Here is a 23201-nt window from a genome sequence, read left to right on the forward strand (position 1 = left end):
GACGCAACAGTTACGGAAGTTTCGGCTGGCTTTCGACTTCGGCCTGTTCGGTGTCGGTGGCCGGATCCCCAGATTCCGGATCCCCGGATTCCGGGTGGTCCCCCACCCCGAGGTCGTCGTACGGATTGAGCACTGCAAGAACCAATGTCACGACGCACGCCGCGAGCGGCTGAAACAGAAGCACGAGCAAAGTTCCGACGTTCGGGGCCCGCGCAATGATCTCCCCGACCGCCGGATTGTCGGCCGTGGGGAAACGCAGTTTTGTCACGCCCGAACCCACGAGTGCCATCAGTCCGGTACCTGCCACTGAACCGACTATCAACCCGCCCAGGGCATAAGGACCTCGACTCAGGCGTGCCAACCAGGCCGCCACCGCCGACAGCACACCGACGATCAGTGCCAGCCAGATGAACACGGCGCTCGCGTCGAACTGATGAAGGCTCTCACCCGTCAACGCGACGCCGCGCCCCTCGGACACCACCAACAGGTGCTCGGCCGGAGCCAAGAACGCCCACAGCACACCGACGAGCACGCTCACGCCCGCAATGGTTGCGGCGATCACGATCGCGGTGCGCAGACGAATCTGCCGAAGAGAGATCACACAGAGTGACGCTACCTGCGGGCGACGTCGATCGAGTCGACGACACCGTGTCGGGAGCATTTCGCCCACCATCCGTCAGGGCTGACCTGAACGATCATGCGGCGCCCGCACTGCTCGCAGAAGCGAGGAGGCTCGAGCCCCATCGACGCCGCAGGCGGCGTCGGATCGTCGACGCCGTCGACGATCCGACGCCCGGTGAACGGGTTGTACCGCTCCTCGGTCACCGGAGTGCTCACAGAGTGTCGTTCAGTGCTTTGATCGGCATCTGCAGATCCACCAACAAATCCAGATCCTTCTCGGCGGGACGTCCGAGGGTCGTCAGATAGTTGCCGACGATCACGGCGTTGATTCCGCCGAGGATGCCCTGCTTGGCACCCAGGTCGCCGAGAGTGATCTCGCGTCCACCCGCGAAGCGCAGGATCGTGCGAGGCAGCGCGAGACGGAATGCCGCCACGGACTTGAGCGCCTCGCTGGCGGGCAACACGTCCAGATCACCGAACGGGGTACCCGGACGCGGGTTGAGGAAGTTGAGCGGGACCTCGTCCGGCTCCAGTTCAGCCAGGTTGGCCGCGAATTCTGCGCGCTGCTCCAGCGATTCGCCCATGCCGAGGATTCCGCCGCAGCACACTTCCATGCCTGCTTCGCGAACCATCCGAAGCGTGTTCCACCGCTCTTCCCACGAGTGCGTGGTCACGACGTTCGGGAAATGCGACTTCGAAGTTTCCAAGTTGTGGTTGTACCGGTGCACACCCATGGCGGCCAGTTGGTCGACCTGCTCCTGGGTGAGCATGCCGAGCGAGCAGGCGATCTGGATGTCGACCTCGTTGCGGATCGCCTCGATGCCTGCGGCAACCTGAGCGAGCAACCGGGCGTCGGGTCCGCGGACGGCGGCCACGATGCAGAACTCGGTAGCGCCCGACTTCGCAGTCTGCTTGGCAGCTTCCACCAAGCTCGGGATGTCCAACCACGCCGCGCGAACCGGCGACTGGAAGAGTCCGGACTGCGAGCAGAAATGGCAGTCCTCAGGGCAGCCGCCCGTCTTCAGGCTGATGATGCCCTCGACCTCGACCTCCGGTCCACACCACTTCATACGCACATCGTGGGCGAGAGCCAGCAGGTCTTCGAGCCTGTCGTCGTCGAGTCGGAGTACGTCGAGCACCTGGCTTTCGGTCAGGCCAACTCCTCTTTCGAGAACTTGCTCGCGCGCCTGGTCGAGGATGTCGACCGTCGCAGGGGCCGTGCTAATCGGGGGCGGGGTCACAGACGTCTCCTTCGAAACCAGCAAAATTGAACACCGTACAAGTTGAACGGTGTTCACGTTAGAGACGTGGTGGAATACTGTCAAAGGCGGGTCCGATCGACATCCGATCGACATCCGATCGCGAGCGGTCCACAGCGGGACGAAACGAGGGGAACAACAAGTGCAGTTGCGACGCGGCGACGTGCTGGACGGCGCCATGGCGATACTCGACGAGTTCGGACTTGCCGACCTCACGATGCGCAGGCTCGCAACGTCACTGGGTGTCCAACCCGGCGCTCTCTACTGGCACTTCCCGAACAAACAGACCTTGCTGGGCGCGGTCGTCGACAAGATCCTCGAAGACCTCGACGCCCCCGTCGACGCAGACACGTGGCAAGAAGCGTATTCCGAACTGGCACACAGACTTCGGTCTGCCCTACTGGCGCACCGCGACGGCGCCGAGTTGGTCAGCGCCACCTTCGCCTCGCGGATGACGAACAGCAAGGTGCGCGAGCATTTCGTACAAGCCGGGCAAGAATCCGGTCTCTCACGCGAGCACGCCCAACTCGCGGCGTACGCCCTGCTGTATTACGTACTCGGCCATACCGTGGACGAGCAGTCCCGAGCGCAGATGGAAGAAATGGGGGCACTGACCAGAGCACCCATTTCCCCCGACTCCCCCGAGGTGATCGGCGGCGGTTCCGACGAGGACCTCCTCGACGGCGATCCGACAGTGCGCTTCCAGTTCGGCCTGGACCTGTTCATCGACGGCATTCGCACTCGCCTGAATTCGATCCCCGATTCAACGCCCATCGAATCGGCTCTACGACACTCCTGACAGTCGGAGTACTGCAGTAGTGCCGGCCGCGACAATCACCACGACCACCAACGGCGCCTTGAACCAGGCGCAGATGCCTCCGGCCACCACGCCGAGCATCCGCGCCGGCCCCGCAACGTCATGCCCGGTGAAGACCGTCGATGTCACAACCACTGCGAGCAGCAGCACCACGACAGCACGATCGAGGGTTTTCTCGGCGAAGCCGGAGAGCTTCACCCGAGCGCGGAGCAGAACGCCACTTGCCCGCAAAGCGTAAGAACCGCAAGCGAACACGACGATACCGATCCAGACCGACGCGGTATTCATCGAACCTTCTCCCGGAACGGTATCGTCACCGCGATACTCAGCAGCGCAACGAGCGGAGCGGTACCCGACGGCAGGAACGGCGACGTGGCCACCGCGACTGCTGCACCGATCAGGGCGGCAAGCAGCGTCACCTTTTCCTTCAGCGCAGGCAAGACAAGGGCCAGAATGACAACCGGAAACGCGGCATCCAATCCCAACGCGCCGGGGTCTCGGACGACTCTGCCGAGCAGCCCGCCCAGGAGAGCTCCGATCGGCCACGACACCGCGATCCCGATCCCACAGAACCAGAAGGCCGCACGCTTCTGCTTCACCGAGCCCTGCGCCATGGCAACCGCGACGCTTTCGTCGTTGACCAGGTGCGCGCCGACCAACTTGCGCCAGCCCGAGCACCTGCGCCAGCCTGAATCCGTGTGGCGAGCCTCGCCGAGAAAAGATCCCGCTGCCAATCCGTAGGCGAAGTTTCGGGAGTTGATCAGCAAGCCGGCTACAACTGCAGCGACGGCGCCGCCTCCGGCCGCGATGATTCCGATGAACAAGAACTCCGAAGACGCTCCCAGAACGAGTACAGCCAACGCCGAAAGCTGCCACAACGAGAATCCAGCCGATCCTGCCGTCACACCGTAGGACACACCGACGATGGCCACGGAGAGACAGATCAGCACGCTCACCCGAACCGTGTCTCGATCAACTGTTCGCCATAAAGAACGCATGTATTCTATGTTGAACGAAGTGACACCGTTCGTCAAGTAGAACGATCGATCGGAGAATCGAACGATGCCCAGTAATGAAACGGATACAGCGGAGACTCCTCAGAAACTGGTCGCCGTCGCACTCAAACGCGAACGTGCCCGAGCAGGCTTGAGCCTTTCGGAGGTCGCCCGGCGCGCCGATATCGCCAAGTCCACACTCTCCCAACTCGAATCCGGACTCGGAAATCCGAGCCTCGAAACTCTGTGGGCACTCGGAAACGCATTGGGTGTGCCGTTCTCACAACTCGTCGACTCTCAGGCACAGACCGTTCAGTTGATTCGAGCCGGAGAAGGTCCCGCGATTGCGTCGGCAAACGCGTCATACATCGCGACACTCTTGGCGCCGAGCCCACCGAACGCACGACGCGATCTGTATCGGATAGTCGCCGAACCGGGCGAGCCGCGTATTTCGACTCCGCATGCACGCGGCACCACCGAACACGTCGTGATCGGCACCGGACGGGCGCAGGTCGGGCCCACTGCAAATCCGATCGAACTCGGACCGGGCGACTATCTTGCTTATCCCGGCGACGAGGAGCACATCTTTCGGGCGCTCGAGCCCGGGACGACAGCGATCTTGGTGTCGGAACACACCTGAGCCGCGATGAGTTTCGCCGCTGCGGGAAGTCTGTATCTGGGAGGTGATGTGGCCAGAGCCTCGATTGCCGACGACAGTAACGACCGACAGCAGGAGGACCCATGTCCGGATCCAGCATCAGCAGCATTTTGCTCTCGAGCACCGACCCCGAACGCTTGCGCGACTGGTACGCCGAGGCGTTCGCCCCGAAGGTCGACCGGACTCCCGGCGAACCCGGCTACGACGTGCTCGACTTCAACGGTTTCTACGTGATGCTCGACAGACGCGACGACGTCGGCGAGACCAACCCCCAGCCGGGTCGCATGTTCCTCAACGTCGAAACCGACGACGCCCGGTCGATCGCACAGCGCATCGATGCGCTCGGCGGAAAATGGCACGCTCCACTCGAAGACCGCGGGGGCAGTTTGTTCGCCACTGCGATCGACCCCGACGGAAACTACGTTCAGATCATCGAGTTCAGCGAGGAAGCCAGGGCCGAGATGGAATCCGGAATGACGGATTCCCAAACCACCTAGTCCGGCAACCGCTGGGAACGGAGATAGTCATGCTTACAGACACGAAAGCATTCAGCGGATTTTCGGTGACAGACATCGACTCTGCAAAGAAGTTCTACGGCGAAACACTCGGGTTGAAGGTAACCGACGGAGACATGGGACTGATTCGCCTACATCTTGCCGGCGGAACCGAGATCCTCGTTTATCCGAAGCCGAATCACGAAGCGGCGACCTACACGATTCTCAACTTCGTCGTCGACGACATCGACACAACCGTCGACCAACTGACCGCACGTGGCGTGGAGTTTCTCAAATACGACGGATTCCCCCAGGATGAGCGAGGCATCATGCGTGGCAACGGCCCCGACATCGCGTGGTTCACCGATCCCGCCGGCAATGTTCTGTCGGTGATCAAGGAGTCCTGACGCGCTTAACCGCTGAACAGCTGCGACTGCCGCTGTTCAGCGGTGTCGGTGTTGGAGCGTTCTGCTGCCGCAGTTTCACGCTCGGCAGCCAGTTGCTCGGCGCTTTTTGCGTCGACAACGGGCTCCGACGCGCTGAGGTCGGAAAACAAGCCACTGCTCGATTCGTTCACATGCCACCCTTTTGCCTGGTCATCGTTACCGCGCGCAGATAAACCTGCGTTAGAGATCGGTCGATGGCTACTCAATTACTGCCGCCCGTACGGCGCCGACAAGACGCCGATGACTCAGCAGTTCTTCACCCAGTGTTGCACGCCTGTGTTTTCCACGAGAAATTCGGTCCAGACGGGTTGTCATCGCCCGCACGGCGGAGCAATGTGAAAGATGAGCGCGGAGCAGGTCGGCAGCACTTTCGTCGGACACCTGGCCCCTCAATTCACCGCACAATTTTTGGAGGAATCATGTTGGGAATTGCTTTGGGCCTCGGCAGCGCCGCTGTCGGAATCGGCCTCGGACTGCTCGGCGCAGGAGCGGGAATTCTGCTGAGCGACAAGACCGTCAAAACCGCACGACGTGAACTCACCGCCTGACGAGGGCGTGCGCACTGAATTTTTGGGCACTCGGGTCGGTATTCGGGTGAACGCCGCGATGCGACACCCCGCGCAGTGGGTGTTCGCACGGGCCGCGCATCGACGTGGCGTGCATACCGGCGTAGATGTTCCGACGAGCGCGCAGGACGTGCTCGACCGGTTGACGGCACTCCGAATAAGTACGTGGAGTTACGGATTCGACCACAAGTCGGTCCGTCACCTGGGTCCGATGGCGCAAGACTTTGCGGCGATTTTCGGCTTGGGATCCAACGCCCGCCGGATCTCCGCCGTCGACGCGAACGGCGTCTGCATGGCGAGCATCCAAGCGTTGAACCGCAAAATCAGTGCCCTCGAGACAGAAGTCAGCGCGCTCGAGAAGGACGTGAACAGACTGAGACGGGAAACCGGAGACACGAGCACGACTCGGAATGCATTGGAAACAAACAACAATCACATATCCACACCGCTCGACGAATTCGGTGGATCCACCGGTCTGTAGTTTGTTCGGTGTGACCGCCCCTGATTCAGACTCCGACTCAGCGCCCAACGTGATTGCCGCGCTGTTCGACGTGACGTCCGATTCAGTCGGCGACGAACATGTCGAACAGGTACTTGCCGAATTCGGCTTTGGCGCAACGGAGGTCGCGGAGACCGCGGCCCTCATCCGGGCCAGTCGGTCGGAATTTCGGCGACTTCGCCGTCGCGAGAACGAATTGGCGGTTCTCTATTCGAGTGCACGTGAGCTCGCGCAGGTTCGCGACGTGGACACACTGCTGCAGAGGCTGGTCAACCGCGCACACGACATCATGGGCACCGACGTCACGTACCTGTCCGAGTTCGACGTGATCACTCGTGACCTGAATGTTCGAAAGACGGCCGGCGCGGTCTCGCCGGAACTCCAGCATCTGCAAGTTCCTGCCGGCGCGGGACTGGTCAGCGCGATTGCCGAATCTCGAGCAGCCCAATGGGTTCAGAACTACAGCGACTACACGCAGTCGCGCCATGACGAAGTGGTCGATGCCGCGATCGTCGCCGAGGGTCTGGTGGCGATTCTCGGCGTGCCGATGCTCTCCGACGGCCAGATCCTCGGAGTCCTGTTTGCCGCCGACCGCCGGGAACGACGATTTACCGCAGATCAGATCGCCCTGCTCTCTGCGCTGGCTGATCACGCCTCGGTAGTCCTGCAAACCGCACGGGCGCTGGACCGCGCCGAGGAATCCGCCGCCGAGACCGGGCGAGCACTCGACGAGCTGCGCGAGCACGTGTCCGCGCGGGACAAATCGAACATCGTCCACCAGGATCTGATCCACGCCGTTCTCCGCGGCGGTGGCTACGCCCAGGTTGCACGAACTCTCAGCAGCTCGCTCGAGCGCAGCACCGTCGTCGTCGACAGTGAGCTACGCCCTCTCGTGAAATCCTCTGGCGAGCAGATCACGACGGTGCCGTTGTCTCTTCCTCCCGCCGTGTCCGAGGCCATCGACCAGAGTCGCCGAAGCGGCCGATGCACGTTTGTCGCCGATGACAGTGAGACCGCGATCCAACTCGTCAGCGCCGTCACCGCCGGAGAATCGTTCCTCGGGGCCATCTTGCTGAATCGTTCGGACGCGCCGATCGGCCCCGTCGAACTCCGGACCGTGGAACGGGCAGCTCAGGTCACTGCCATCCTCGTGTTGCAACACTCGGCGGCAGCAGCAGCGGACCGGCGTGCACGTGACGAACTGGTCGCCGACTTGCTGAGCACTGCGCCCGAGCGCAGGCGCGATCTCGAACGTAGGACCCGAAACCTCGGCATCTCCCTCGGCGAACTGGACACCGTCCTCGTGGTGTCGGTCGCTCCGGAACTCCGCACCGCCGCGCTCCGCGCAATCGGGCAGTCTCTGCCGGTAGCGGGGTTGGCGGCGCAGCATGCCGGATTGATCGCGGTGGTCTCGCGCTCGGGAAACCCGGCAGCCGCGGCGACGGTCATTCACCGTCAGATCACCGGTTCGGTAGGACCGCACGCAGTAGTCATTGCGCCGACGACGGCGGAACGCCCCGAAGAGCTCCCGGCGCGCTTCACCTCGGCGCTGCGCACGGCCCGCCTACTCACGGCATTGGGCAAGACCGACGGCGCGGTCACGACGGCGTCATATCTGCCGTACACCGTTCTGTTCGGCGAAAATCCGGAATCACTTCATCAGTTCATCGACGAAGTAATCGGCCCGGTACGCGCGTACGACCGCGACAAGGACACCGATCTCACCGCGACCCTTCGTGCCCTGGTACGCAACGAAGGGAGCCCGACCAAGGCTGCCCGCGCACTCAACTATCACCCCAACACCGTCGTTCAGCGTCTCGACCGCATCCGTACGCTCCTCGGTCAATCGTGGCGCGAAGACGAGAACTTTTTCCGGGTGTCCATGGCGACGAGGCTCGACGAACTTCGGGACGTGGGAACCGAAGAGGCCGGAAGCGGCATCACCGACAGCACCGATGGTGCATGACACTACAATTTCGACCGATCGATGTGTCGTGAGCACGTGGCCTGGCAGGCATCAACCTCCCTACTGTGAAGCGGAGCACAGAACCACTTCAGGAGGACGACCCCACGTGTCTATGAACAACCGGTCCATCAACAGCCGCATCGCCGATTTCCGGTCCTACGACGTCGCCGCACGACGCGCCGAGATCGTCCGCCAGACCGACCTGACCGAAGCAGACATCGCGGTCTACGACGCCGCCGACGGCCTTACCATCGACCAGGCCGATCGCATGGTCGAGAACGTCCTCGGCGTCATCGGCATCCCGGTCGGCGTGGCCACCAACTTCACGGTCAACGGCACGGACTACCTGATCCCGCTCGCCACCGAGGAGCCGTCGGTAGTCGCAGCCGCAAGCAACGCTGCTCGCATCGCACGCGGACTCGGCGGCTTTCACGTCTCGAGTACCCCGCCGATCATGCAGGCCCAGATACAACTCGTCGACGTCGTGGATCCGGCAGCCGCCCGTATCCGACTCCTCGAGGCACGTGAAGAAATCATTGCACTCGCCAACGAACAGGACCCGAAACTGGTCAGCGTCGGCGGTGGCGTGAAGGACGTTTCGGTACGCATCGTTTCTTCGGACAAGGCCACCTACGTCGTCCTTCACCTTCACGTCGACGTACGAGATGCCATGGGCGCCAACGCCGTCAACACGATGGCCGAGGCAATCGCGGATCGAGTCGCCGAGATCGGCGGCGGACACGTCGTCCTGCGCATCCTCACCAACAAGGCCGATCTGCGGCTGACACGCGTTCGCGCCGTGTTCGACGCCGAATTGATCGGCGGCGCAGAGGTTGTGGACAACCTGATCCATGCCGCACGCTTGGCGGAGCTGGATCCCTACCGCGCCGCGACGCACAACAAGGGCATCATGAACGGCATCAGCGCCGTGGTGCTGGCGACCGGAAATGACACGCGCGCAGTCGAAGCCGGGTGCCACTCCCATGCAGTCAACGCCGACGGAATCTACTCGTCGCTCTCGCATTTCGAGAAGAATGCCGACGGAAACATCGTCGGCACCCTCGAACTGCCCATGCCGGTCGGCCTCGTCGGCGGGGCCACCAAAGTGCACCCCGTAGCGCAGGCCGCAATCAAGATGCTCGGCGTCGAGAGCGCCGAGGAACTCGCCGGCATCATCCTGGCAGTCGGCCTGGCGCAGAACCTGGCTGCGGTCCGCGTTCTGGCCAGTGAGGGTGTCCAGCGCGGACACATGGGGCTGCACGCCCGCAACATCGCTGCCACCGCCGGAGCGCAGAAGAAAGAGATCGACGCCGTGGTGGCACGCCTGATCGCGGACAAGAGCATTCGCGTCGAGCATGCCGAGAAGGTTCTCGCCGAGATCCGCGGCGGAAACTGACGACAATGACCGAAACAGTTGCAGGATCACCGGTGTGGAAGCCGGCGCCTCATCGAGTGCCGGCGCCGGGGCTGCCGACCTCGGTCCGGATCTACGAAGTCGGGCCACGCGACGGACTTCAAGCGGAAACAGCGGTGATCCCGACCGAGACGAAAGCCCAGTTCATCGAACGCCTGGTCGCGGCCGGCTCCCGCACTGTCGAATTGACGAGTTTCGTCTCACCTCGATGGATCCCGCAACTTGCGGGCGCGGAAGAATTGATGGGTCGGCTGCACCTGCCGGACTCGGTACGTACGGTCGTTCTTGTCCCGAACCGCAAGGGTCTCGAGCGGGCCGTCGCCGCCGGAGCGAGCGAGGTTGCAGTATTCGTCAGCGCCACAAAGGAATTCGCGAAACGCAACCTCAATTCCACGGTGGACGGCGCGATCGCCGCGGCTGCCGAGGTCACTACGGCCGCCCGAGCCCTGGGACTTCCCGTCCGCGGCTACATCTCCATGTGCTTCGGCGACCCCTGGGAAGGCTCCGTGCCCGTCGAGCGTGTCGCCGACATCGCAAAGACCCTGATCGACAGCGGTGTCACGTCACTCTCACTCGGCGACACCATCGGCGTCGGCACACCTGGCCATGTGCTCGCTTTGCTCGGCGCCCTCCGAGAACGTGGCATCCCCACATCGCAGATCGCCATGCACTTTCACGACACCTACGGCCAGGCGCTGTCGAACGTCTATGCGTCGTTGACCGCTGGGGTATCCGAATTCGACAGTTCCGCAGGTGGTCTCGGACGGTGCCCGTATGCCAAGGGCGCGACCGGAAATCTCGCCACCGAGGATCTGGTGTGGATGCTCCACGGCCTCGGGATCGACACCGGCATCGACCTGGATTCGCTCACCGATACAAGCAGCTGGATGGCCGAACAGATCGGCCACTCGAGCCCGTCCCGAGTTGTCACCGCCCTCCGCGCAGCACGCACCTGACACCCGCAACGCAAGCCCCTCATCTCGCAAGCCCCTCCCTGTACGACCCCGCCATGCATGACACTGGAGAAGACTGATGTCACCACCGCAGCCGGCAACGACGCCGACCACCACAACCGAGCCGACCGAGCAGCAGACATACCTCGAAGTCTGGGGTGACACCGTCAACGGTCGACACCTCGCGATCTCCGTTGCAGTCGGCAGTGTCGTCGGCGCCTCGGCCCTTCTCGCGGCCCAGGCACTGTTCGAACGGGTCGTCAGCGAACCGTCGTTGGCCCAGGCGTACAGCCTTCTGGTCGGCATCGCGGCCTGCCTGCTCGCCGGGGTGGTCTGCGGAATCTTCATCAAGCCGAAGCGGATAGTCGCCTTGGCCGCCGCCGACGCGGAGTCGATCGACGGTGTCATCACGACGATGAGTGAACAGCGCCAGGGTCTGGGCACTCTCGCCGACATTCCGGAGCAGAGCCGACAGGAACTTCGCGAGCTGGGTCTGTACGACCACTTCGCCGCTGCCGAGGCCGAGCACGCACGGGTCTCGAACACACCGAAGGACGGTGGGCGCGCATGAGTTCGGTTCTGACCAACGAAATTCTGATTGCCGTTCTCTTCGGCATCATCGGCGCGGTCGCATTCACGTTCATCGGATTGATCTCCGGCACGGACGAGACCGCCACGATCGCACCACTGACTCTGCTCGTGATTCTGCTCGGCGCTCCCCCGGCGGCGGTCTTCACGTTCTTCCTCTCGGGTGCGATCGCCAAACACATGACGCACGCGGTGCCGACGATGCTGCTGGGCATTCCCGGCGACACGATGGCGATTCCACTCTTGCCGGAAGCGCAGATGATGCGCTCACTCGGCATCCCGCACATCGCACTCCGCAAGGCGATCTCGGGAGCAGTGATCTCGGCGTTCGTCGCTGTGCCGGTTGCCGTTTTGTTCGCGACCATCCTCGCGCCGTTCGCGGACACCGTTCAGTCGATAGCACCGTGGCTGTTCCTGGTCGCCGCCATCGGCATCGCCTACGCCTCACCAGGCCGCTGGGCCGGGGTTGTCGCCCTCGTTCCCTTCGTCATCTTGATCCTCGGCGCTCGCGCGTTGACGTCGAATTACGATGTGTCGCTGAACATCAGCTACTTCCTTGCGATCGCAGTCGGGCCGCTGATCGCGGACCTCGCATTGACCTTGGGCCCGTCGAGCCGTAAGGACATGGAACGCAGTGAACCCAAAACCGTTGCATTGGCCCCGGACATCAAAGGATGGAAGGGATACTTCCCCAATCCTCTGAAGGTCCTCGATCGCAAGCAGATCGGTTACACCGCCGCCGCTTCCACGGTGTCGAGCGCAACCTTCGTCTTCAGCCCGGTCGCCATGACTGTTCTGATGGGTGAGCTGGTAGGTGCGCGGATCAAGAACGGCTATCACCGACTGACCACAATGGTCTCGGCGAAGAACGGTACGACGGAATCCACCTACATCGCGGAAACCCTCATCCCACTCGTCGCTTTCGGCCTTCCGCTCAGCCCGCTCGCGGCAGGCCCCGCAGCCCCTCTGTTCAACGCTCCACCGGTGTTCGAGACCAATCAGGAAACCGGAGTGATCAACAATCTCTCCACGTATCTGACGCAGTGGGAGTTCCTGCTCTACGGACTGCTCGCAGTGGTCACGGCAACGGTCATCGCATACCCCTTTGCCATGAACTACGCGTACCGCGCTGCGTCAGCGGTGGTCAAGCACATCAGTCACGAAGCTGTGATCGCGGTGTTCACGGGACTGGTCGTGGTCATCAGCATCTGGGAGGGCGGCATCCTCGGGCTTCTGATCACCGTGACGGTCGGCCTGGTCGGTGGTCTTCTCGGGCGCCTGTTCAAGATTCACGGCGGAGTTCTGTTCATGGGTTACTACGTAGCGCTGTTCAGTGTTCCTGCCCTGATAAATCTGTTCTGAATCGGTCGACTCCACCACCACGTGCGGACCCGCAACAAACTGCGGGTCCGCACGTATTTCTTCAGCTACCGACCGTGAGCGCCACGGTTCGATTGCGGTCCAACTTCTTCGCTCGATACAACGCCTCGTCAGCGCAATCGACCAATTGCGTCAGGTCTGCGTCGCCGTGGGGTGAACAAGCGACACCGATGCTGACCGTCGGCCCGAAGTCGCCCAATACTGCCGACGAATTCTCCGCTTGCGCGCGTCGAATCATCTCGGCTGTTTCGGTCGCGCCCTCGAGATCGACACCGGCCATCAGTACGACGAACTCCTCGCCGCCCAATCGGGCGAAGAGGTGCTTGTCATCGAGGTGCCGCCGCACCTGATCGGCAAAACTCACCAACGCTGTATCGCCGGCACGATGACCGAGGTTGTCGTTCACCATCTTGAAGTGATCCAGATCCATCATCAGGACGCTGACCGGACGTCCAGAGTGGCGACGCGGATCGGTCGCACCCGTCACGCTGCCGCCTCGCCGCAAGAATTCGTCCCGGCGCAACGCACCGGTGAGATCGTCGTGGGTGACGGCCTGGGTGAGTGCCTCGAGCGCGCGGCGACGCTCGAGGATCACACAGGCCACCGCGATCGGCGCCACCGCCAGCAGCGACAATCCGATCTGGACCGACGCGCTGACCGGCGAGACGCCCTCGCTGGACAATCCGAGATGGCCGTCGGCCGTCAGTACCAACGTCCAGGCAGTTGACACAGCGGTGAGCACCGACGTGACAAATACATTGGTAAGCAAGGCTGCAGTCACCAGCGCCGGCATGGCAAACGCGATCGCTCCGGCACCGCCTATCACCCACTCCAAGATGATGCAGACGGCCAGCAGCGCCGTCGGAACAAATGATCGACGCACAAGCGTGGCAACAGCTTTCGGTTCTCGATCCACTCGTCGAAGCGAAGGGAATGTCAGCACCAAGGGGACGATGGTCATGTAGTTGACGAACTCACTCGAGAACCAGAGCAACCAGCCGTCCCACCACTGCCCGCCGAACAGCACGCGGTTCGCGATACCGCCCACGAGCGCCGCCATCGACGCGGCGGCGACAGTCATCGACACGAGATAGCCGACGGACTGAATACTGGTCAGTCGACGGTCCTCACTGTCGACCCAGCGAAAGCCGTAGAAGCCGCTCGCAACCCCGACGATGTTGGCCGCGTTGAGCCACACCGTGGACTCCCATGCCCCACCGGTGATCAGGTCGGCTCCGACATAACCGACTACGACGCAGATCCAGGTGAGCAGTGTGGCGGAACGCGGCGACCGAAAGAGGATCCCGAGTAGCAGCGCGTTGGCCGGCCAGAAGACTGCAAGCGTGCCCGGCAGACGGCTCAGAATTCCGACCAGGCACGAGACGAAGACGACTACGCCGATAAGCAGTGCGCGACGTACGGCCGATGACGACAACGACTTTTCGACCGTGCTCACCACCTACATTCGACTGACCTACTCACAATTCGACAACCACTGTCGGTGACCAAGGCGCCCCGGATGCAGGGTCGCCGCAAGACACCCGTCGAAATATACCGACCGGAATCGTACGCGAGGGACGTCGAAACCCAAGGCGCCCCACTGTGCCTTGGCTATCGATGCGGACAAATCGGATGTTACGTCGTCAGTTGGTCAAATGAAGTTCACCGAGCGTGATCGAAGCGGTGCGAGCAAACTCTCGGACACTCGCGCCCCCACTTCCGGCAGGCATTACCCCGAGAAGGGGAACACCGCTGACCGAGACCAGATCCTCGCGATTGCATCTCTCGGCGAGGTCCGGTTCCTGCGGCCACGAACCGATCACCAACCCGGCGCAGTCCACGCCGGATGCACGTAGGGCTTCCACGGTCAGTGCCGTGTGATTGAGCGTGCCCAGGCCGGACGCAACCACCAGCACCACTGGCGCTGCCAGAGCCGCGGCAAGATCGCGAGCGGTGAACCCGTCGACGCCCAAGCGGACCAGCAAGCCGCCGGCGCCTTCGATCAGGGTCAAGTCGTGGGTGGTGTCCAGGTCGGAGGCGACCCGAACCACGTCGTCGAGCGCCAACAACGGGAGACCACTTCGACGTGCAGCAGTATCCGGCGCCAAAGGTTCGGGGTACCGCGCCAACTCGACCAGCGTCGCACCGCCGCCGGTCAGACGCTCGATCTCGGCCAGATCACCCGCACCGTCCACGTCGACGCCGGTCTGGGCCGGTTTGAGCACTGCAACCGACTTTCCCGACTGCAAGGCCACCGATGCCAATGCGGCTGTCACCACTGTTTTTCCGACGTCGGTCGACGTTCCGGTCACCAGGAAAATGCTCATGCTCGGGCTCCGGCCAATACTTCGCGCAGTACGAGAGCGATCTGCTCCATCTCGGATGCGGACAGCGTCGCTCGTGCGGTCAGACGCAGCCGTGACGTTCCTTCCGGAACCGACGGCGGGCGGAAGCAACCGACATGCAACCCCTGATCCCGGCACGCCGACGCGGCATCGAACGCCCGCTGCGGATCACCGAGAACGACTGAGACGACAGCAGATTCAGGCGACGGAGCACCGGTGACGTCCGCCAACTCGGATGCCCGGGCCAGGACGTCGAGCGCTCGCGTCGGCTCACGCTGGAGTACGGCGAGTGCAGCCCTGGCCGCGCCTACGGCGGCCGGTGCGAGACCGGTGTCGAAGATGAACGTTCTTGCCGCGTCGATGAGATGCGCGCGGATCTTGTTGTCACCGAGCACAACTCCGCCCTGGCTGGCGAGCGACTTGGACAGTGTTGCCGTCACGACGACGTCGGGTTCACCGGCCAGGCCCGACTCGTGGACGAGTCCACGTCCACCGGCACCGCGCACACCGATGCCATGCGCCTCGTCGACCAACAGGATCGCCCCGTACTCGCGGCACACCTGATGCATCTGCCGCAGTGGCGCGAGGTCTCCGTCGGCACTGAAGACCGAATCGGTGACGACCAGCGCTCGCTCTTCCACTCTGCTGCGCAACGTGTCGGCGAGAAAGCCCACGTCCGAATGCGGAGCAACGGCGACCCGAGCACGTGACAGGCGGCAGGCATCCACCAGCGAGGCATGCGATCCCGCATCGGAGACGATCAACGACCCTGGACCCGAGAGCGCCGTCACCGCGCCGAGATTGGCTGTGTAACCGGAGGAGAAGACAAGTCCGGAGTCCGCCCCGACGAACTCGGCCAGTTCGACTTCGAGCAGTTCGTGTTCGGTGGTGGTGCCGGTGACCAGACGAGAGCCCGTGGCGCCCGCGCCCCAACGGCGCAGAGCCGCCGCGGCACCCTCGATCACATCGGGGTGCCGCACGAGTCCGAGGTAATCGTTCGACGCCAGGTCGATCAACGGGGAGTCGACCGTGCGAGGACGGAGTTCGCGACGCAGTCCAGCGGCCCTGCGGTCCGCTTCGACGGCCGTCAGCCAATTCAGCGAGGTGTTCACTTTCCCGACCATACTTGAACACCGTTCAACTCAATGGTTAGGGTGCATCCGTGCTCACAACCGGACTTGATCCCCATGACGTCTCCGCCATCGATGCCGATGTCCTCTGGCATCCGTACGGATCGTTTCCCGCGTCGACTCGTCCGCTGATCGTCGACTCTGCGCAGGGGGCTACCCTGACGCTCTCCGACGGCCGCCGATTGGTCGACGGGATGAGCTCGTGGTGGGCCGCCATTCACGGCTACCGCAATCCCGTGCTCGACACCGCCGCCGCACGGCAGCTCGGCAAAATGAGCCATGTCATGTTCGGCGGACTGACGCACGAACCCGCCGCTCGCCTCGGGCGACTGCTCGTCGACATCACACCACCTCACCTCGACAAGGTGTTCCTCTCCGACTCCGGTTCGGTGGCCGTCGAAGTCGCAGTGAAGATGTGCCTGCAGTACTGGCGGAGCCTCGGAAAGCCGTCGAAGAATCGTTTGATGACCTGGCGCGGCGGATACCACGGTGACACCTTCACCCCCATGAGCGTCTGCGATCCCGACGGCGGCATGCATTCTCTCTGGACCGACGTCCTGCGCCCTCAGGTCTTCGCGCAGGCTCCCCCGGCGGGCTATCTCCCCGAATACGTGCAGGAGTTGGAATCGCTCTTGGCCGAGCATCACGAGGACCTCGCAGCGGTGATCGTGGAACCGGTGGTCCAAGGCGCCGGCGGAATGCGTTTCCACGATCCCGCGTACCTGATCGACCTGCGTAACCTCTGCGACAAGTACCAAGTCCTCCTGGTCTTCGACGAGATCGCGACCGGATTCGGACGCACCGGAGAATTGTTCGCCGCCGATCACGCCGGCGTCAGTCCCGACGTCATGTGCGTCGGCAAGGCACTGACCGGCGGGTACATGAGTCTGGCGGCAACGCTGTGCACCACGGAGATCGCGGAGACCATCACTGCCGGTGAGGGCGGCGGGCTGATGCACGGCCCCACCTTCATGGGCAATCCACTCGCGTGCGCCGTCGCGGTGGCGTCGACCGAACTTCTGCTTGCGATGGACTGGCGGCGTGACGTCGCAACCCTCGAACGTGGCCTCGCTCGAGGCCTCGCCGAAGCCGTCACAATTCCCGGGGTCGTCGACGTCCGCGTCAAAGGCGGAATCGGAGTGATCGAACTCGAACAGCCGGTCGACATGCAGAGCGCGACCGATGCAGCCGTCGACGCCGGCGTCTGGCTCCGGCCGTTCCGCAACCTCGTATACGCGATGCCTCCGTACCTGTGTTCGGAGGCAGAGGTGGAACAGATCACAGCCGGAATGCTTGCAACCGCCCGCAGCCAGGCGAAACGGTGATCGGCACCGTAGACAGTCGACGAGATTCGATCGGCTGCACCCGATAGGGTCTGATTCATGGATCAACCGCCGAGCGAGACCTCAGCCACTCCCATCCCGGTATGGCCTGGCAGTGCGTACCCACTCGGTGCCACCTACGACGGCGCTGGGACCAATTTCTCGCTCTTCTCCGAGGTCGCCGAGGCCGTCGAGCTGTGCCTGATCGCCAAGGACGGAACCGAAACCCGCATTCGGATGGACGAGGTCGACGGTTACGTCTGGCATGCGTACCTTCCGTCGGTATCCCCCGGCCAGCGATACGGCTACCGCGTACACGGGCCGTACGATCCGGCTGCAGGTCTGCGATGCGATCCGAGCAAACTCCTGCTGGACCCGTACGGAAAAGCGTTCGACGGAGACTTCGACGGAGACCGTTCGCTGTTCTCGTACGACGTCGAATCGGCGGCGGACCCCGAACCTTCAGGAGACGACGAATCTCCCGCCGTGGGGCCGCAAGAGGCTACCGACGAAACGAGTTCGGAAGCCGAATCGGACGAGGTGGGCCTCGAAGACGACTCGCCCACGGGCGATCAGGAATCGGACGAGATCCTCGAGCCCGAACCCTTCGAGCCGGAACCACTCGTCGACGAACCCGCCACCATCCCTTTCCCCCAACATGATTCGCTCGGCCATACGATGTCGACCGTCGTCATCAACCCGTTCTTCGATTGGGCGTCCGACCACTCGCCGAAGCGTCCGTATCACGAGACGGTCATCTACGAAGCGCACGTCAAGGGTATGACCGCGACGCATCCCGGAGTTCCGGAGGAATTGCGCGGCACGTACGCGGGGCTCGCTCATCCGGTGATCATCGAGCACCTCACCGATCTGGGTGTCACGGCGATCGAACTGATGCCGGTCCACCAGTTCATGCACGATCAGGTGCTTCTCGACCAAGGTCTGCGAAACTACTGGGGTTACAACACCTTCGGCTTTCTCGCTCCGCACACCGACTACTCCTCGGCCACGAAACCCGATGCGGCCGTAGCGGAATTCAAAGCCATGGTGCGCAGCTTCCACCAGGCGGGTATCGAAGTGATCCTCGACGTGGTCTACAACCACACCGCCGAGGGCAATCACATGGGGCCGACCATCAGCTTCCGCGGAATCGACAATGCCGCCTACTACCGCCTGGTCGACGGCGACGAAGAGCACTACATGGACTACACCGGAACGGGCAACAGCCTCAACGCCCGTCATCCGCATACGCTGCAATTGATCATGGACTCTCTGCGGTACTGGGTCACGGAGATGCACGTCGACGGTTTCCGCTTCGACCTCGCCTCGACACTCGCCCGTGAACTGCACGACGTGGACCGCCTTTCGGCCTTCTTCGATCTCGTGCAACAGGATCCGATCGTCAGTCAGGTGAAGCTGATCGCCGAACCGTGGGACGTCGGCGAAGGCGGTTACCAGGTCGGCAACTTCCCCGGCCTGTGGACCGAATGGAACGGCAAATACCGCGACACCGTCCGCGACTACTGGCGTGGTGAGCCGGCAACGCTGGGGGAGTTCGCCTCCCGTCTCACCGGATCCTCTGATCTCTACGAGGCCACCGGACGTCGCCCTGGCGCGAGCATCAACTTCGTCATCGCTCACGACGGTTTCACCCTCCACGACCTAGTCTCGTACAACGAGAAGCACAACGAAGCCAACGGCGAGAACAACAACGACGGCGAATCGCACAACCGATCTTGGAACTGCGGGGTCGAAGGCCCCACCGACGACCCGGAAATCCTCGAACTGCGTGGCCGTCAGAGCCGGAACATACTGGCTACGCTGATGCTCAGCCAGGGCACCCCGATGCTTGCTCACGGCGACGAGATGGGCCGAACTCAGCAGGGTAACAACAACGTTTACTGCCAGGATTCGGAACTGTCATGGATGGATTGGACTCTCGCGGAAACCAACGCCGACCTCGTCGAGTTCACCAAGCGCGCAATTGCCTTGCGCGCCAAGAACCCGGTCTTCCGGCGTCGTCGATTCTTCGAGGGGCGACCTATTCGAAGCGGCGATCAGAGTCGCGACATCGCCTGGCTCACGCCGTCTGGCGAAGAGATGACTCCGGCCGACTGGGACAGCGGTTTCGGCAAGTCGTTGGCTGTCTTTCTCAACGGTGACGCGATCCCGGAACCGAACTACCGTGGCGAGCGCGTCACCGGAGATTCGTTCCTTCTCTGCTTCAACGCCCACTACGAAGATCTCGAATTCTCCACCCCCAACGCGGACTACGCGTCGGAGTGGACCGTCGTACTCGACACCTCGGTCCCCACCGGTGAGAGCGATACCGTGATCAAAGCCGGAACAACATTGGATGTAAAAGCGCGAGCATTGACGGTACTTCGCAGAACCGCTTGAGGGAGACGTGCACATGGCCCCGATAACCAGCACCTACCGACTGCAGTTGCGACCGGATGCATTCACTCTTCGTGATGCGGCCGCACAGGTGGACTACTTCGAGGCATTGGGGGTCTCACATCTCTATCTCTCCCCCATCCTCACGGCAACGTCCGGATCGACGCACGGCTACGACGTCACCGATCCGACAACCGTGTCCGAAGGACTTGGTGGCCGCGAGGCCCTGGTGGAGCTCTCGCGCGCCATTCGATCACGTGGGATGGGCCTGATCGTCGATCTGGTCCCCAACCATGTCGGTGTCGCCAAACCTCGCGAAAATGCTTGGTGGTGGGACGTTCTCACGCACGGGCAGTCGTCGGAGTACGCGCATTTCTTCGACATCGATTGGGCCGAGGACAACGGAGCCAACGGCGCCGACGGCAAACTCTCACTCCCGGTACTGGGCAGCCCGGACGATCTCGACGCACTGACTGTCGAGAAAGATGGCGAGGAAACACTTCTCGCGTTCTACGAGCACCGCTTCCCCATCGCTGCCGGTACTGAATTCGGATCTCCACAGGAGGTGCACTCCAGGCAGTCGTACCGACTCGTACCGTGGAACGCAGGGATCGTCAATTACCGACGGTTCTTCGCCGTCAACGAACTCGCTGCGCTGCGCCAGGAGGACCCCCAAGTCTTCGAACTCTGCCATCGGCAAGTGAAGTCGTGGGTCGACGAAGGACTGATCGACGGCGTTCGCATCGATCACCCGGACGGACTCGCGAATCCGGCGGAATATCTCGGGCGCCTGCGAGAACTGATCGGACCAGATCAGTGGCTCGTGATCGAAAAGATCCTCGGCCATACGGAACCACTCGATCCGATGCTCCCGATCGACGGCACCACCGGATACGACGCCCTCAATCAGCTGGGCGGCGTTTTCGTCGATCCCGCCGCCGAACTCGAATTGACCGAACTCTCGGCAGATCTGACCGGCGACGACGGGGACAGTGCATGGTTGCATCACACCGAACGTCAGTTCAAACGCGACACCGGGCGCGGTGACCTTGCACCGGAGGTTCGCAGGCTCGTGCGTGCAATCCGACGCGAAACCGGAAGTCGTTGCAGTGAAACCGAACTGAACGACGCAGTTGTCGTCGCGATCGCTCGGATGCCGGTGTACCGATCCGACTACAGTCCCCTCGCCGGTTTGGCCGCTCGGATCGTCGGTGACATGCACGAATTGGCTCCCGGACATGAACCATCGTTCAACGTGTTGGCGCAATCCCTGGTGAACAGCGGTGAGGCCTCAGTTCGCTTCCAGCAGGTGTGTGGCGCTGTCATGGCCAAGTCCGTCGAAGATCGACTCTTCTATCGGACGGCGCGCCTGGTCTCACGTCAGGAAGTCGGCGGCAACCCTGCATCGCTTGCCGTCTCCGTCGCCGAATTCCATCTCCACAACGCGGACCGAGCGAAGCGGTGGCCGCGCGCGATGACGAGTCTGTCCACTCACGACACCAAACGCGGCGAGGACGTGCGGGCACGGATCGGTGTTGTGTCTCAAGTGCCGACCCTGTGGGCCCGGCTGATTCGCGAGTGGGAAGACGTGTGCCCCAGCCCTGATCCGCTTACCGGATTGTTCTTGTGGCAGAACATCATCGGTGTGTGGCCGACGGACGGCCGCTCGGCAGCCTCGGTTCCAGAGCTGCGCGAGCGTTTGCACGCCTATGCGGAGAAAGCCGTCCGCGAGTCCGGCGCCAGGACTTCGTGGAACGATCCGGACGTCGACTTCGAGTCGGCAGTGCACCGCTGGATCGACGAGGTGATCGACGGCCCGGTCGGTGATTCGGTCAGCGAATTCGTCGGCCGGATCGCGCGTCACGGCTGGTCGGACTCTCTCGGCCAAAAGCTGCTCCAACTTCTCGGGCCCGGCGTTCCCGACGTCTACCAGGGCACTGAGCTGTGGGAGGACTCGTTGGTCGATCCGGACAACCGGCGGCTTGTCGACTACGGAACGAGGCGATCACTGCTCGATTCCGGCGCCGCGCCGATCGACGCAACAGGAACCGCAAAGTTGCACCTCGTTCGCACGGCACTGACACTGCGGCGGGAGAACCCCTCGTGGTTCGATCACGGTGAGTACCGGCCGGTCTTCGCTTCAGGTTCCGGATCCGGTCATCTGGTCGGCTTCTCGCGCGGCCCGGCAGGTGATCCGCCTATGGTCGTTGCTCTGGCGACGCGACATTCGCTCAGACTCTCGTCGCACGGTTGGAGAGATACGCGAGTGGACCTGCCAGATGGCGAATGGGTCGACGCACTGAGCGGACAACCCGTCTTGTCTTCGGATGCGCGGGACATCTTCGCTGCCGGGCCATGTGCCCTGTTGAACAGGGTGCGCTGAGCGGTTTCCGCTGACTGGGCATTCACCCCCGAAAAGAACTTCGTCGCGCTAACTTCCGAAGAGCAGATCATCACCACTAGTCGGAGGTTTGAGCATGGCCGCCAGTCGATTCACCGGAAAAGTTGCCTTCATCACCGGAGCCGCCCGTGGTCAGGGGCGCGCCGAAGCTGTCCGGCTGGCAGAAGAGGGCGCAGACATCATCGCCGTCGACGCGTGTGTTCAATTCGAATCCACCTCGTATGCCGGCGCCACCGACGACGACCTGGCCGAGACAGTCGAACTGGTCAAGGCCCTGGACCGTCGAATTGTCGCTACCAAGACCGACGTTCGCGACTTCTCTGCACTGTCCGCGGCGCTCGCGGCCGGCATCGACGAATTGGGGCGACTTGACGTCGTCGTCGCGAACGCCGGAATCTGTTCTGCCAACATGTCCTGGGAAATCACGCCCGAGCAGTGGCAGGAAACGCTCGACGTCAACCTGACCGGCGTCTTCCACACCGCCAAGGCAGCGATCCCGCACCTGATCAAGCAAGGCACCGGTGGCTCGATCATCTTCACCAGCTCCGTCGCCGGCCTGCGCGGCCTCCCCTTCCTCGGCCATTACGTCGCGAGCAAACACGGCATCACCGGTCTGGCCAAGACGATGGCCTCGGAGTTGGGGCAGTACAACATTCGGGTCAACACCATCCACCCACACGGCGTGGAAACCGGAATGCAGATGACGGACATGCGGCCGCTCATCGACGCCAACGCCCACACACTCGGTCCGATCTTCATGCAGACCTTGCCCGACCCGGTCAGCCAGCCGGAGGACATCGCCGCCGCCGTCGCGTTCCTCGGTTCCGACGAGGCCCATCACATCACCGGCATCGCGATGCCGCTCGATCTGGGCACCCTGATCCGCTGATCGAATCTTCTCGAGTTTTTCCCGTCCTCGGGGAATATCGCTTCCCCGAGGACGGTTGCGC

The 23201-nt window shown here is 62.9% G+C and carries 24 protein-coding genes; 15 read left to right on the top strand and 9 right to left on the bottom strand.

What is annotated here, in order from left to right:
• Positions 1 to 10: 10 nt before the first annotated feature.
• The 3 genes from RA302_RS16650 to bioB are packed head-to-tail and all read right to left on the bottom strand — an operon-like array spanning position 11 to position 1847.
• A complete protein-coding gene (locus tag RA302_RS16650; protein WP_007733080.1) occupies positions 11 to 601 on the bottom strand; it encodes a DUF2567 domain-containing protein in 591 nt (196 codons plus the stop codon).
• An 11-nt stretch (positions 602 to 612) separates the two neighbouring features.
• Positions 613 to 837: a hypothetical protein gene (locus RA302_RS16655; RefSeq protein ID WP_030537095.1), complete on the bottom strand. Its 225-nt coding sequence runs from the start codon at positions 835 to 837 to the stop codon at positions 613 to 615.
• Complete coding sequence (bioB, locus tag RA302_RS16660; protein WP_024487821.1) at positions 834 to 1847, bottom strand: biotin synthase BioB; 1014 nt, start codon at positions 1845 to 1847, stop codon at positions 834 to 836. Before bioB ends, RA302_RS16655 begins: the two co-directional genes overlap by 4 nt.
• A gap of 175 nt (positions 1848 to 2022) precedes the next feature.
• On the opposite strand from bioB, the gene RA302_RS16665 reads away from it, so the two are divergent.
• On the top strand, positions 2023 to 2679 hold the full coding sequence (locus tag RA302_RS16665; protein ID WP_007733086.1) for a TetR/AcrR family transcriptional regulator C-terminal domain-containing protein: 657 nt from the start codon (positions 2023 to 2025) through the stop codon (positions 2677 to 2679).
• Here RA302_RS16665 and RA302_RS16670 read toward each other — a convergent pair.
• Positions 2665 to 2985 (bottom strand): AzlD domain-containing protein, encoded by a 321-nt coding sequence (locus RA302_RS16670; RefSeq protein ID WP_007733089.1) that lies wholly within the window; start codon positions 2983 to 2985, stop codon positions 2665 to 2667. The two genes, RA302_RS16665 and RA302_RS16670, sit on opposite strands and share 15 nt — an antisense overlap.
• The gene (locus RA302_RS16675; RefSeq protein WP_070160588.1) at positions 2982 to 3695 is read right to left on the bottom strand and encodes an AzlC family ABC transporter permease; all 714 of its coding nucleotides are present in this window, start codon (positions 3693 to 3695) and stop codon (positions 2982 to 2984) included. The genes RA302_RS16670 and RA302_RS16675 overlap by 4 nt, the downstream gene beginning before the upstream one ends.
• A 64-nt stretch (positions 3696 to 3759) precedes the next feature.
• Here RA302_RS16675 and RA302_RS16680 point away from each other — a divergent pair, with 64 nt between their 5' ends.
• From RA302_RS16680 to RA302_RS16690, 3 genes are all read left to right on the top strand, one after another.
• Positions 3760 to 4332 carry an XRE family transcriptional regulator gene (locus tag RA302_RS16680; protein ID WP_047270126.1) on the top strand — a complete coding sequence of 191 codons (573 nt, stop codon included), beginning with the start codon at positions 3760 to 3762 and terminating at the stop codon, positions 4330 to 4332.
• Positions 4333 to 4433: 101 nt separating this feature from the next.
• A complete protein-coding gene (locus tag RA302_RS16685; protein WP_030537099.1) occupies positions 4434 to 4847 on the top strand; it encodes a VOC family protein in 414 nt (137 codons plus the stop codon).
• Positions 4848 to 4876: 29 nt separating this feature from the next.
• On the top strand, positions 4877 to 5251 hold the full coding sequence (locus tag RA302_RS16690) for a VOC family protein (RefSeq protein WP_007733101.1): 375 nt from the start codon (positions 4877 to 4879) through the stop codon (positions 5249 to 5251).
• A gap of 5 nt (positions 5252 to 5256) precedes the next feature.
• Here RA302_RS16690 and RA302_RS16695 read toward each other — a convergent pair whose 3' ends face one another.
• Entirely contained in the window at positions 5257 to 5421 is a 165-nt protein-coding gene (locus RA302_RS16695) for a hypothetical protein (RefSeq protein WP_003941708.1), read from the bottom strand.
• A gap of 288 nt (positions 5422 to 5709) precedes the next feature.
• Here RA302_RS16695 and RA302_RS16700 point away from each other — a divergent pair, with 288 nt between their 5' ends.
• The 7 genes from RA302_RS16700 (at position 5710) to RA302_RS16730 (ending at position 12638) form a co-directional block, all read left to right on the top strand.
• Positions 5710 to 5838, top strand: a complete 129-nt coding sequence (locus RA302_RS16700; protein ID WP_003941742.1) for a hypothetical protein — start codon at positions 5710 to 5712, stop codon at positions 5836 to 5838.
• Positions 5839 to 5845: 7 nt separating this feature from the next.
• Positions 5846 to 6337, top strand: a complete 492-nt coding sequence (locus RA302_RS16705) for a tail fiber domain-containing protein (protein WP_256261685.1) — start codon at positions 5846 to 5848, stop codon at positions 6335 to 6337.
• Positions 6338 to 6347: 10 nt separating this feature from the next.
• The gene (locus RA302_RS16710) at positions 6348 to 8321 is read left to right on the top strand and encodes a helix-turn-helix domain-containing protein (protein WP_070160586.1); all 1974 of its coding nucleotides are present in this window, start codon (positions 6348 to 6350) and stop codon (positions 8319 to 8321) included.
• A 112-nt stretch (positions 8322 to 8433) separates the two neighbouring features.
• Entirely contained in the window at positions 8434 to 9717 is a 1284-nt protein-coding gene (locus RA302_RS16715; RefSeq protein WP_070160575.1) for a hydroxymethylglutaryl-CoA reductase, degradative, read from the top strand.
• Positions 9718 to 9722: 5 nt separating this feature from the next.
• Positions 9723 to 10691 (top strand): hydroxymethylglutaryl-CoA lyase, encoded by a 969-nt coding sequence (locus RA302_RS16720; RefSeq protein WP_338477322.1) that lies wholly within the window; start codon positions 9723 to 9725, stop codon positions 10689 to 10691.
• Positions 10692 to 10767: 76 nt separating this feature from the next.
• The gene (locus RA302_RS16725; RefSeq protein ID WP_003941716.1) at positions 10768 to 11259 is read left to right on the top strand and encodes a hypothetical protein; all 492 of its coding nucleotides are present in this window, start codon (positions 10768 to 10770) and stop codon (positions 11257 to 11259) included.
• The gene (locus RA302_RS16730) at positions 11256 to 12638 is read left to right on the top strand and encodes a tripartite tricarboxylate transporter permease (RefSeq protein WP_003941745.1); all 1383 of its coding nucleotides are present in this window, start codon (positions 11256 to 11258) and stop codon (positions 12636 to 12638) included. Before RA302_RS16725 ends, RA302_RS16730 begins: the two co-directional genes overlap by 4 nt.
• Positions 12639 to 12699: 61 nt before the next feature.
• Here RA302_RS16730 and RA302_RS16735 read toward each other — a convergent pair whose 3' ends face one another.
• From RA302_RS16735 to RA302_RS16745, 3 genes are all read right to left on the bottom strand, one after another.
• Positions 12700 to 14112 (bottom strand): GGDEF domain-containing protein, encoded by a 1413-nt coding sequence (locus RA302_RS16735; RefSeq protein ID WP_230587611.1) that lies wholly within the window; start codon positions 14110 to 14112, stop codon positions 12700 to 12702.
• Positions 14113 to 14299: 187 nt separating this feature from the next.
• Positions 14300 to 14983 carry a dethiobiotin synthase gene (gene bioD, locus RA302_RS16740; RefSeq protein ID WP_030537106.1) on the bottom strand — a complete coding sequence of 228 codons (684 nt, stop codon included), beginning with the start codon at positions 14981 to 14983 and terminating at the stop codon, positions 14300 to 14302.
• Positions 14980 to 16125 (bottom strand): 8-amino-7-oxononanoate synthase, encoded by a 1146-nt coding sequence (locus tag RA302_RS16745; protein ID WP_007733119.1) that lies wholly within the window; start codon positions 16123 to 16125, stop codon positions 14980 to 14982. The genes bioD and RA302_RS16745 overlap by 4 nt, the downstream gene beginning before the upstream one ends.
• Positions 16126 to 16163: 38 nt before the next feature.
• Here RA302_RS16745 and RA302_RS16750 point away from each other — a divergent pair, with 38 nt between their 5' ends.
• The 4 genes from RA302_RS16750 to RA302_RS16765 all read left to right on the top strand — a co-directional run bounded on the left by RA302_RS16750 (position 16164) and on the right by RA302_RS16765 (position 23140).
• Positions 16164 to 17456, top strand: coding sequence for an adenosylmethionine--8-amino-7-oxononanoate transaminase (locus RA302_RS16750; protein WP_030537108.1), 1293 nt, complete (start codon positions 16164 to 16166; stop codon positions 17454 to 17456).
• 57 nt (positions 17457 to 17513) lie between these two features.
• A complete protein-coding gene (gene glgX / locus RA302_RS16755; RefSeq protein WP_030537109.1) occupies positions 17514 to 19853 on the top strand; it encodes a glycogen debranching protein GlgX in 2340 nt (779 codons plus the stop codon).
• 13 nt (positions 19854 to 19866) lie between these two features.
• On the top strand, positions 19867 to 22233 hold the full coding sequence (gene treY, locus RA302_RS16760) for a malto-oligosyltrehalose synthase (protein WP_070160573.1): 2367 nt from the start codon (positions 19867 to 19869) through the stop codon (positions 22231 to 22233).
• A gap of 94 nt (positions 22234 to 22327) precedes the next feature.
• On the top strand, positions 22328 to 23140 hold the full coding sequence (locus tag RA302_RS16765) for a mycofactocin-coupled SDR family oxidoreductase (RefSeq protein ID WP_007733124.1): 813 nt from the start codon (positions 22328 to 22330) through the stop codon (positions 23138 to 23140).
• Positions 23141 to 23201 lie beyond the last annotated feature (61 nt).

Source organism: Rhodococcus sp. DN22 (genome assembly GCF_036669995.1).
Taxonomy (GTDB): Bacteria; Actinomycetota; Actinomycetes; order Mycobacteriales; family Mycobacteriaceae; genus Rhodococcus_F; species Rhodococcus_F erythropolis.

What these genes read in the sequence shown, in the direction of transcription:
- bioD (WP_030537106.1), bottom strand. Translation starts at nt 14,983, where the DNA reads ATGAGCATTTTCCTGGTGACCGGAACGTCGACCGACGTCGGAAAAACA.
- RA302_RS16675 (WP_070160588.1), bottom strand. Translation starts at nt 3,695, where the DNA reads ATGCGTTCTTTATGGCGAACAGTTGATCGAGACACGGTTCGGGTGAGC.
- RA302_RS16765 (WP_007733124.1), top strand. Translation starts at nt 22,328, where the DNA reads ATGGCCGCCAGTCGATTCACCGGAAAAGTTGCCTTCATCACCGGAGCC.
- RA302_RS16680 (WP_047270126.1), top strand. Translation starts at nt 3,760, where the DNA reads ATGCCCAGTAATGAAACGGATACAGCGGAGACTCCTCAGAAACTGGTC.
- RA302_RS16715 (WP_070160575.1), top strand. Translation starts at nt 8,434, where the DNA reads ATGAACAACCGGTCCATCAACAGCCGCATCGCCGATTTCCGGTCCTAC.
- RA302_RS16700 (WP_003941742.1), top strand. Translation starts at nt 5,710, where the DNA reads ATGTTGGGAATTGCTTTGGGCCTCGGCAGCGCCGCTGTCGGAATCGGC.
- RA302_RS16670 (WP_007733089.1), bottom strand. Translation starts at nt 2,985, where the DNA reads ATGAATACCGCGTCGGTCTGGATCGGTATCGTCGTGTTCGCTTGCGGT.
- RA302_RS16690 (WP_007733101.1), top strand. Translation starts at nt 4,877, where the DNA reads ATGCTTACAGACACGAAAGCATTCAGCGGATTTTCGGTGACAGACATC.
- glgX (WP_030537109.1), top strand. Translation starts at nt 17,514, where the DNA reads ATGGATCAACCGCCGAGCGAGACCTCAGCCACTCCCATCCCGGTATGG.
- RA302_RS16730 (WP_003941745.1), top strand. Translation starts at nt 11,256, where the DNA reads ATGAGTTCGGTTCTGACCAACGAAATTCTGATTGCCGTTCTCTTCGGC.
- RA302_RS16725 (WP_003941716.1), top strand. Translation starts at nt 10,768, where the DNA reads ATGTCACCACCGCAGCCGGCAACGACGCCGACCACCACAACCGAGCCG.
- RA302_RS16720 (WP_338477322.1), top strand. Translation starts at nt 9,723, where the DNA reads ATGACCGAAACAGTTGCAGGATCACCGGTGTGGAAGCCGGCGCCTCAT.
- RA302_RS16745 (WP_007733119.1), bottom strand. Translation starts at nt 16,125, where the DNA reads ATGGTCGGGAAAGTGAACACCTCGCTGAATTGGCTGACGGCCGTCGAA.
- RA302_RS16685 (WP_030537099.1), top strand. Translation starts at nt 4,434, where the DNA reads ATGTCCGGATCCAGCATCAGCAGCATTTTGCTCTCGAGCACCGACCCC.
- treY (WP_070160573.1), top strand. Translation starts at nt 19,867, where the DNA reads ATGGCCCCGATAACCAGCACCTACCGACTGCAGTTGCGACCGGATGCA.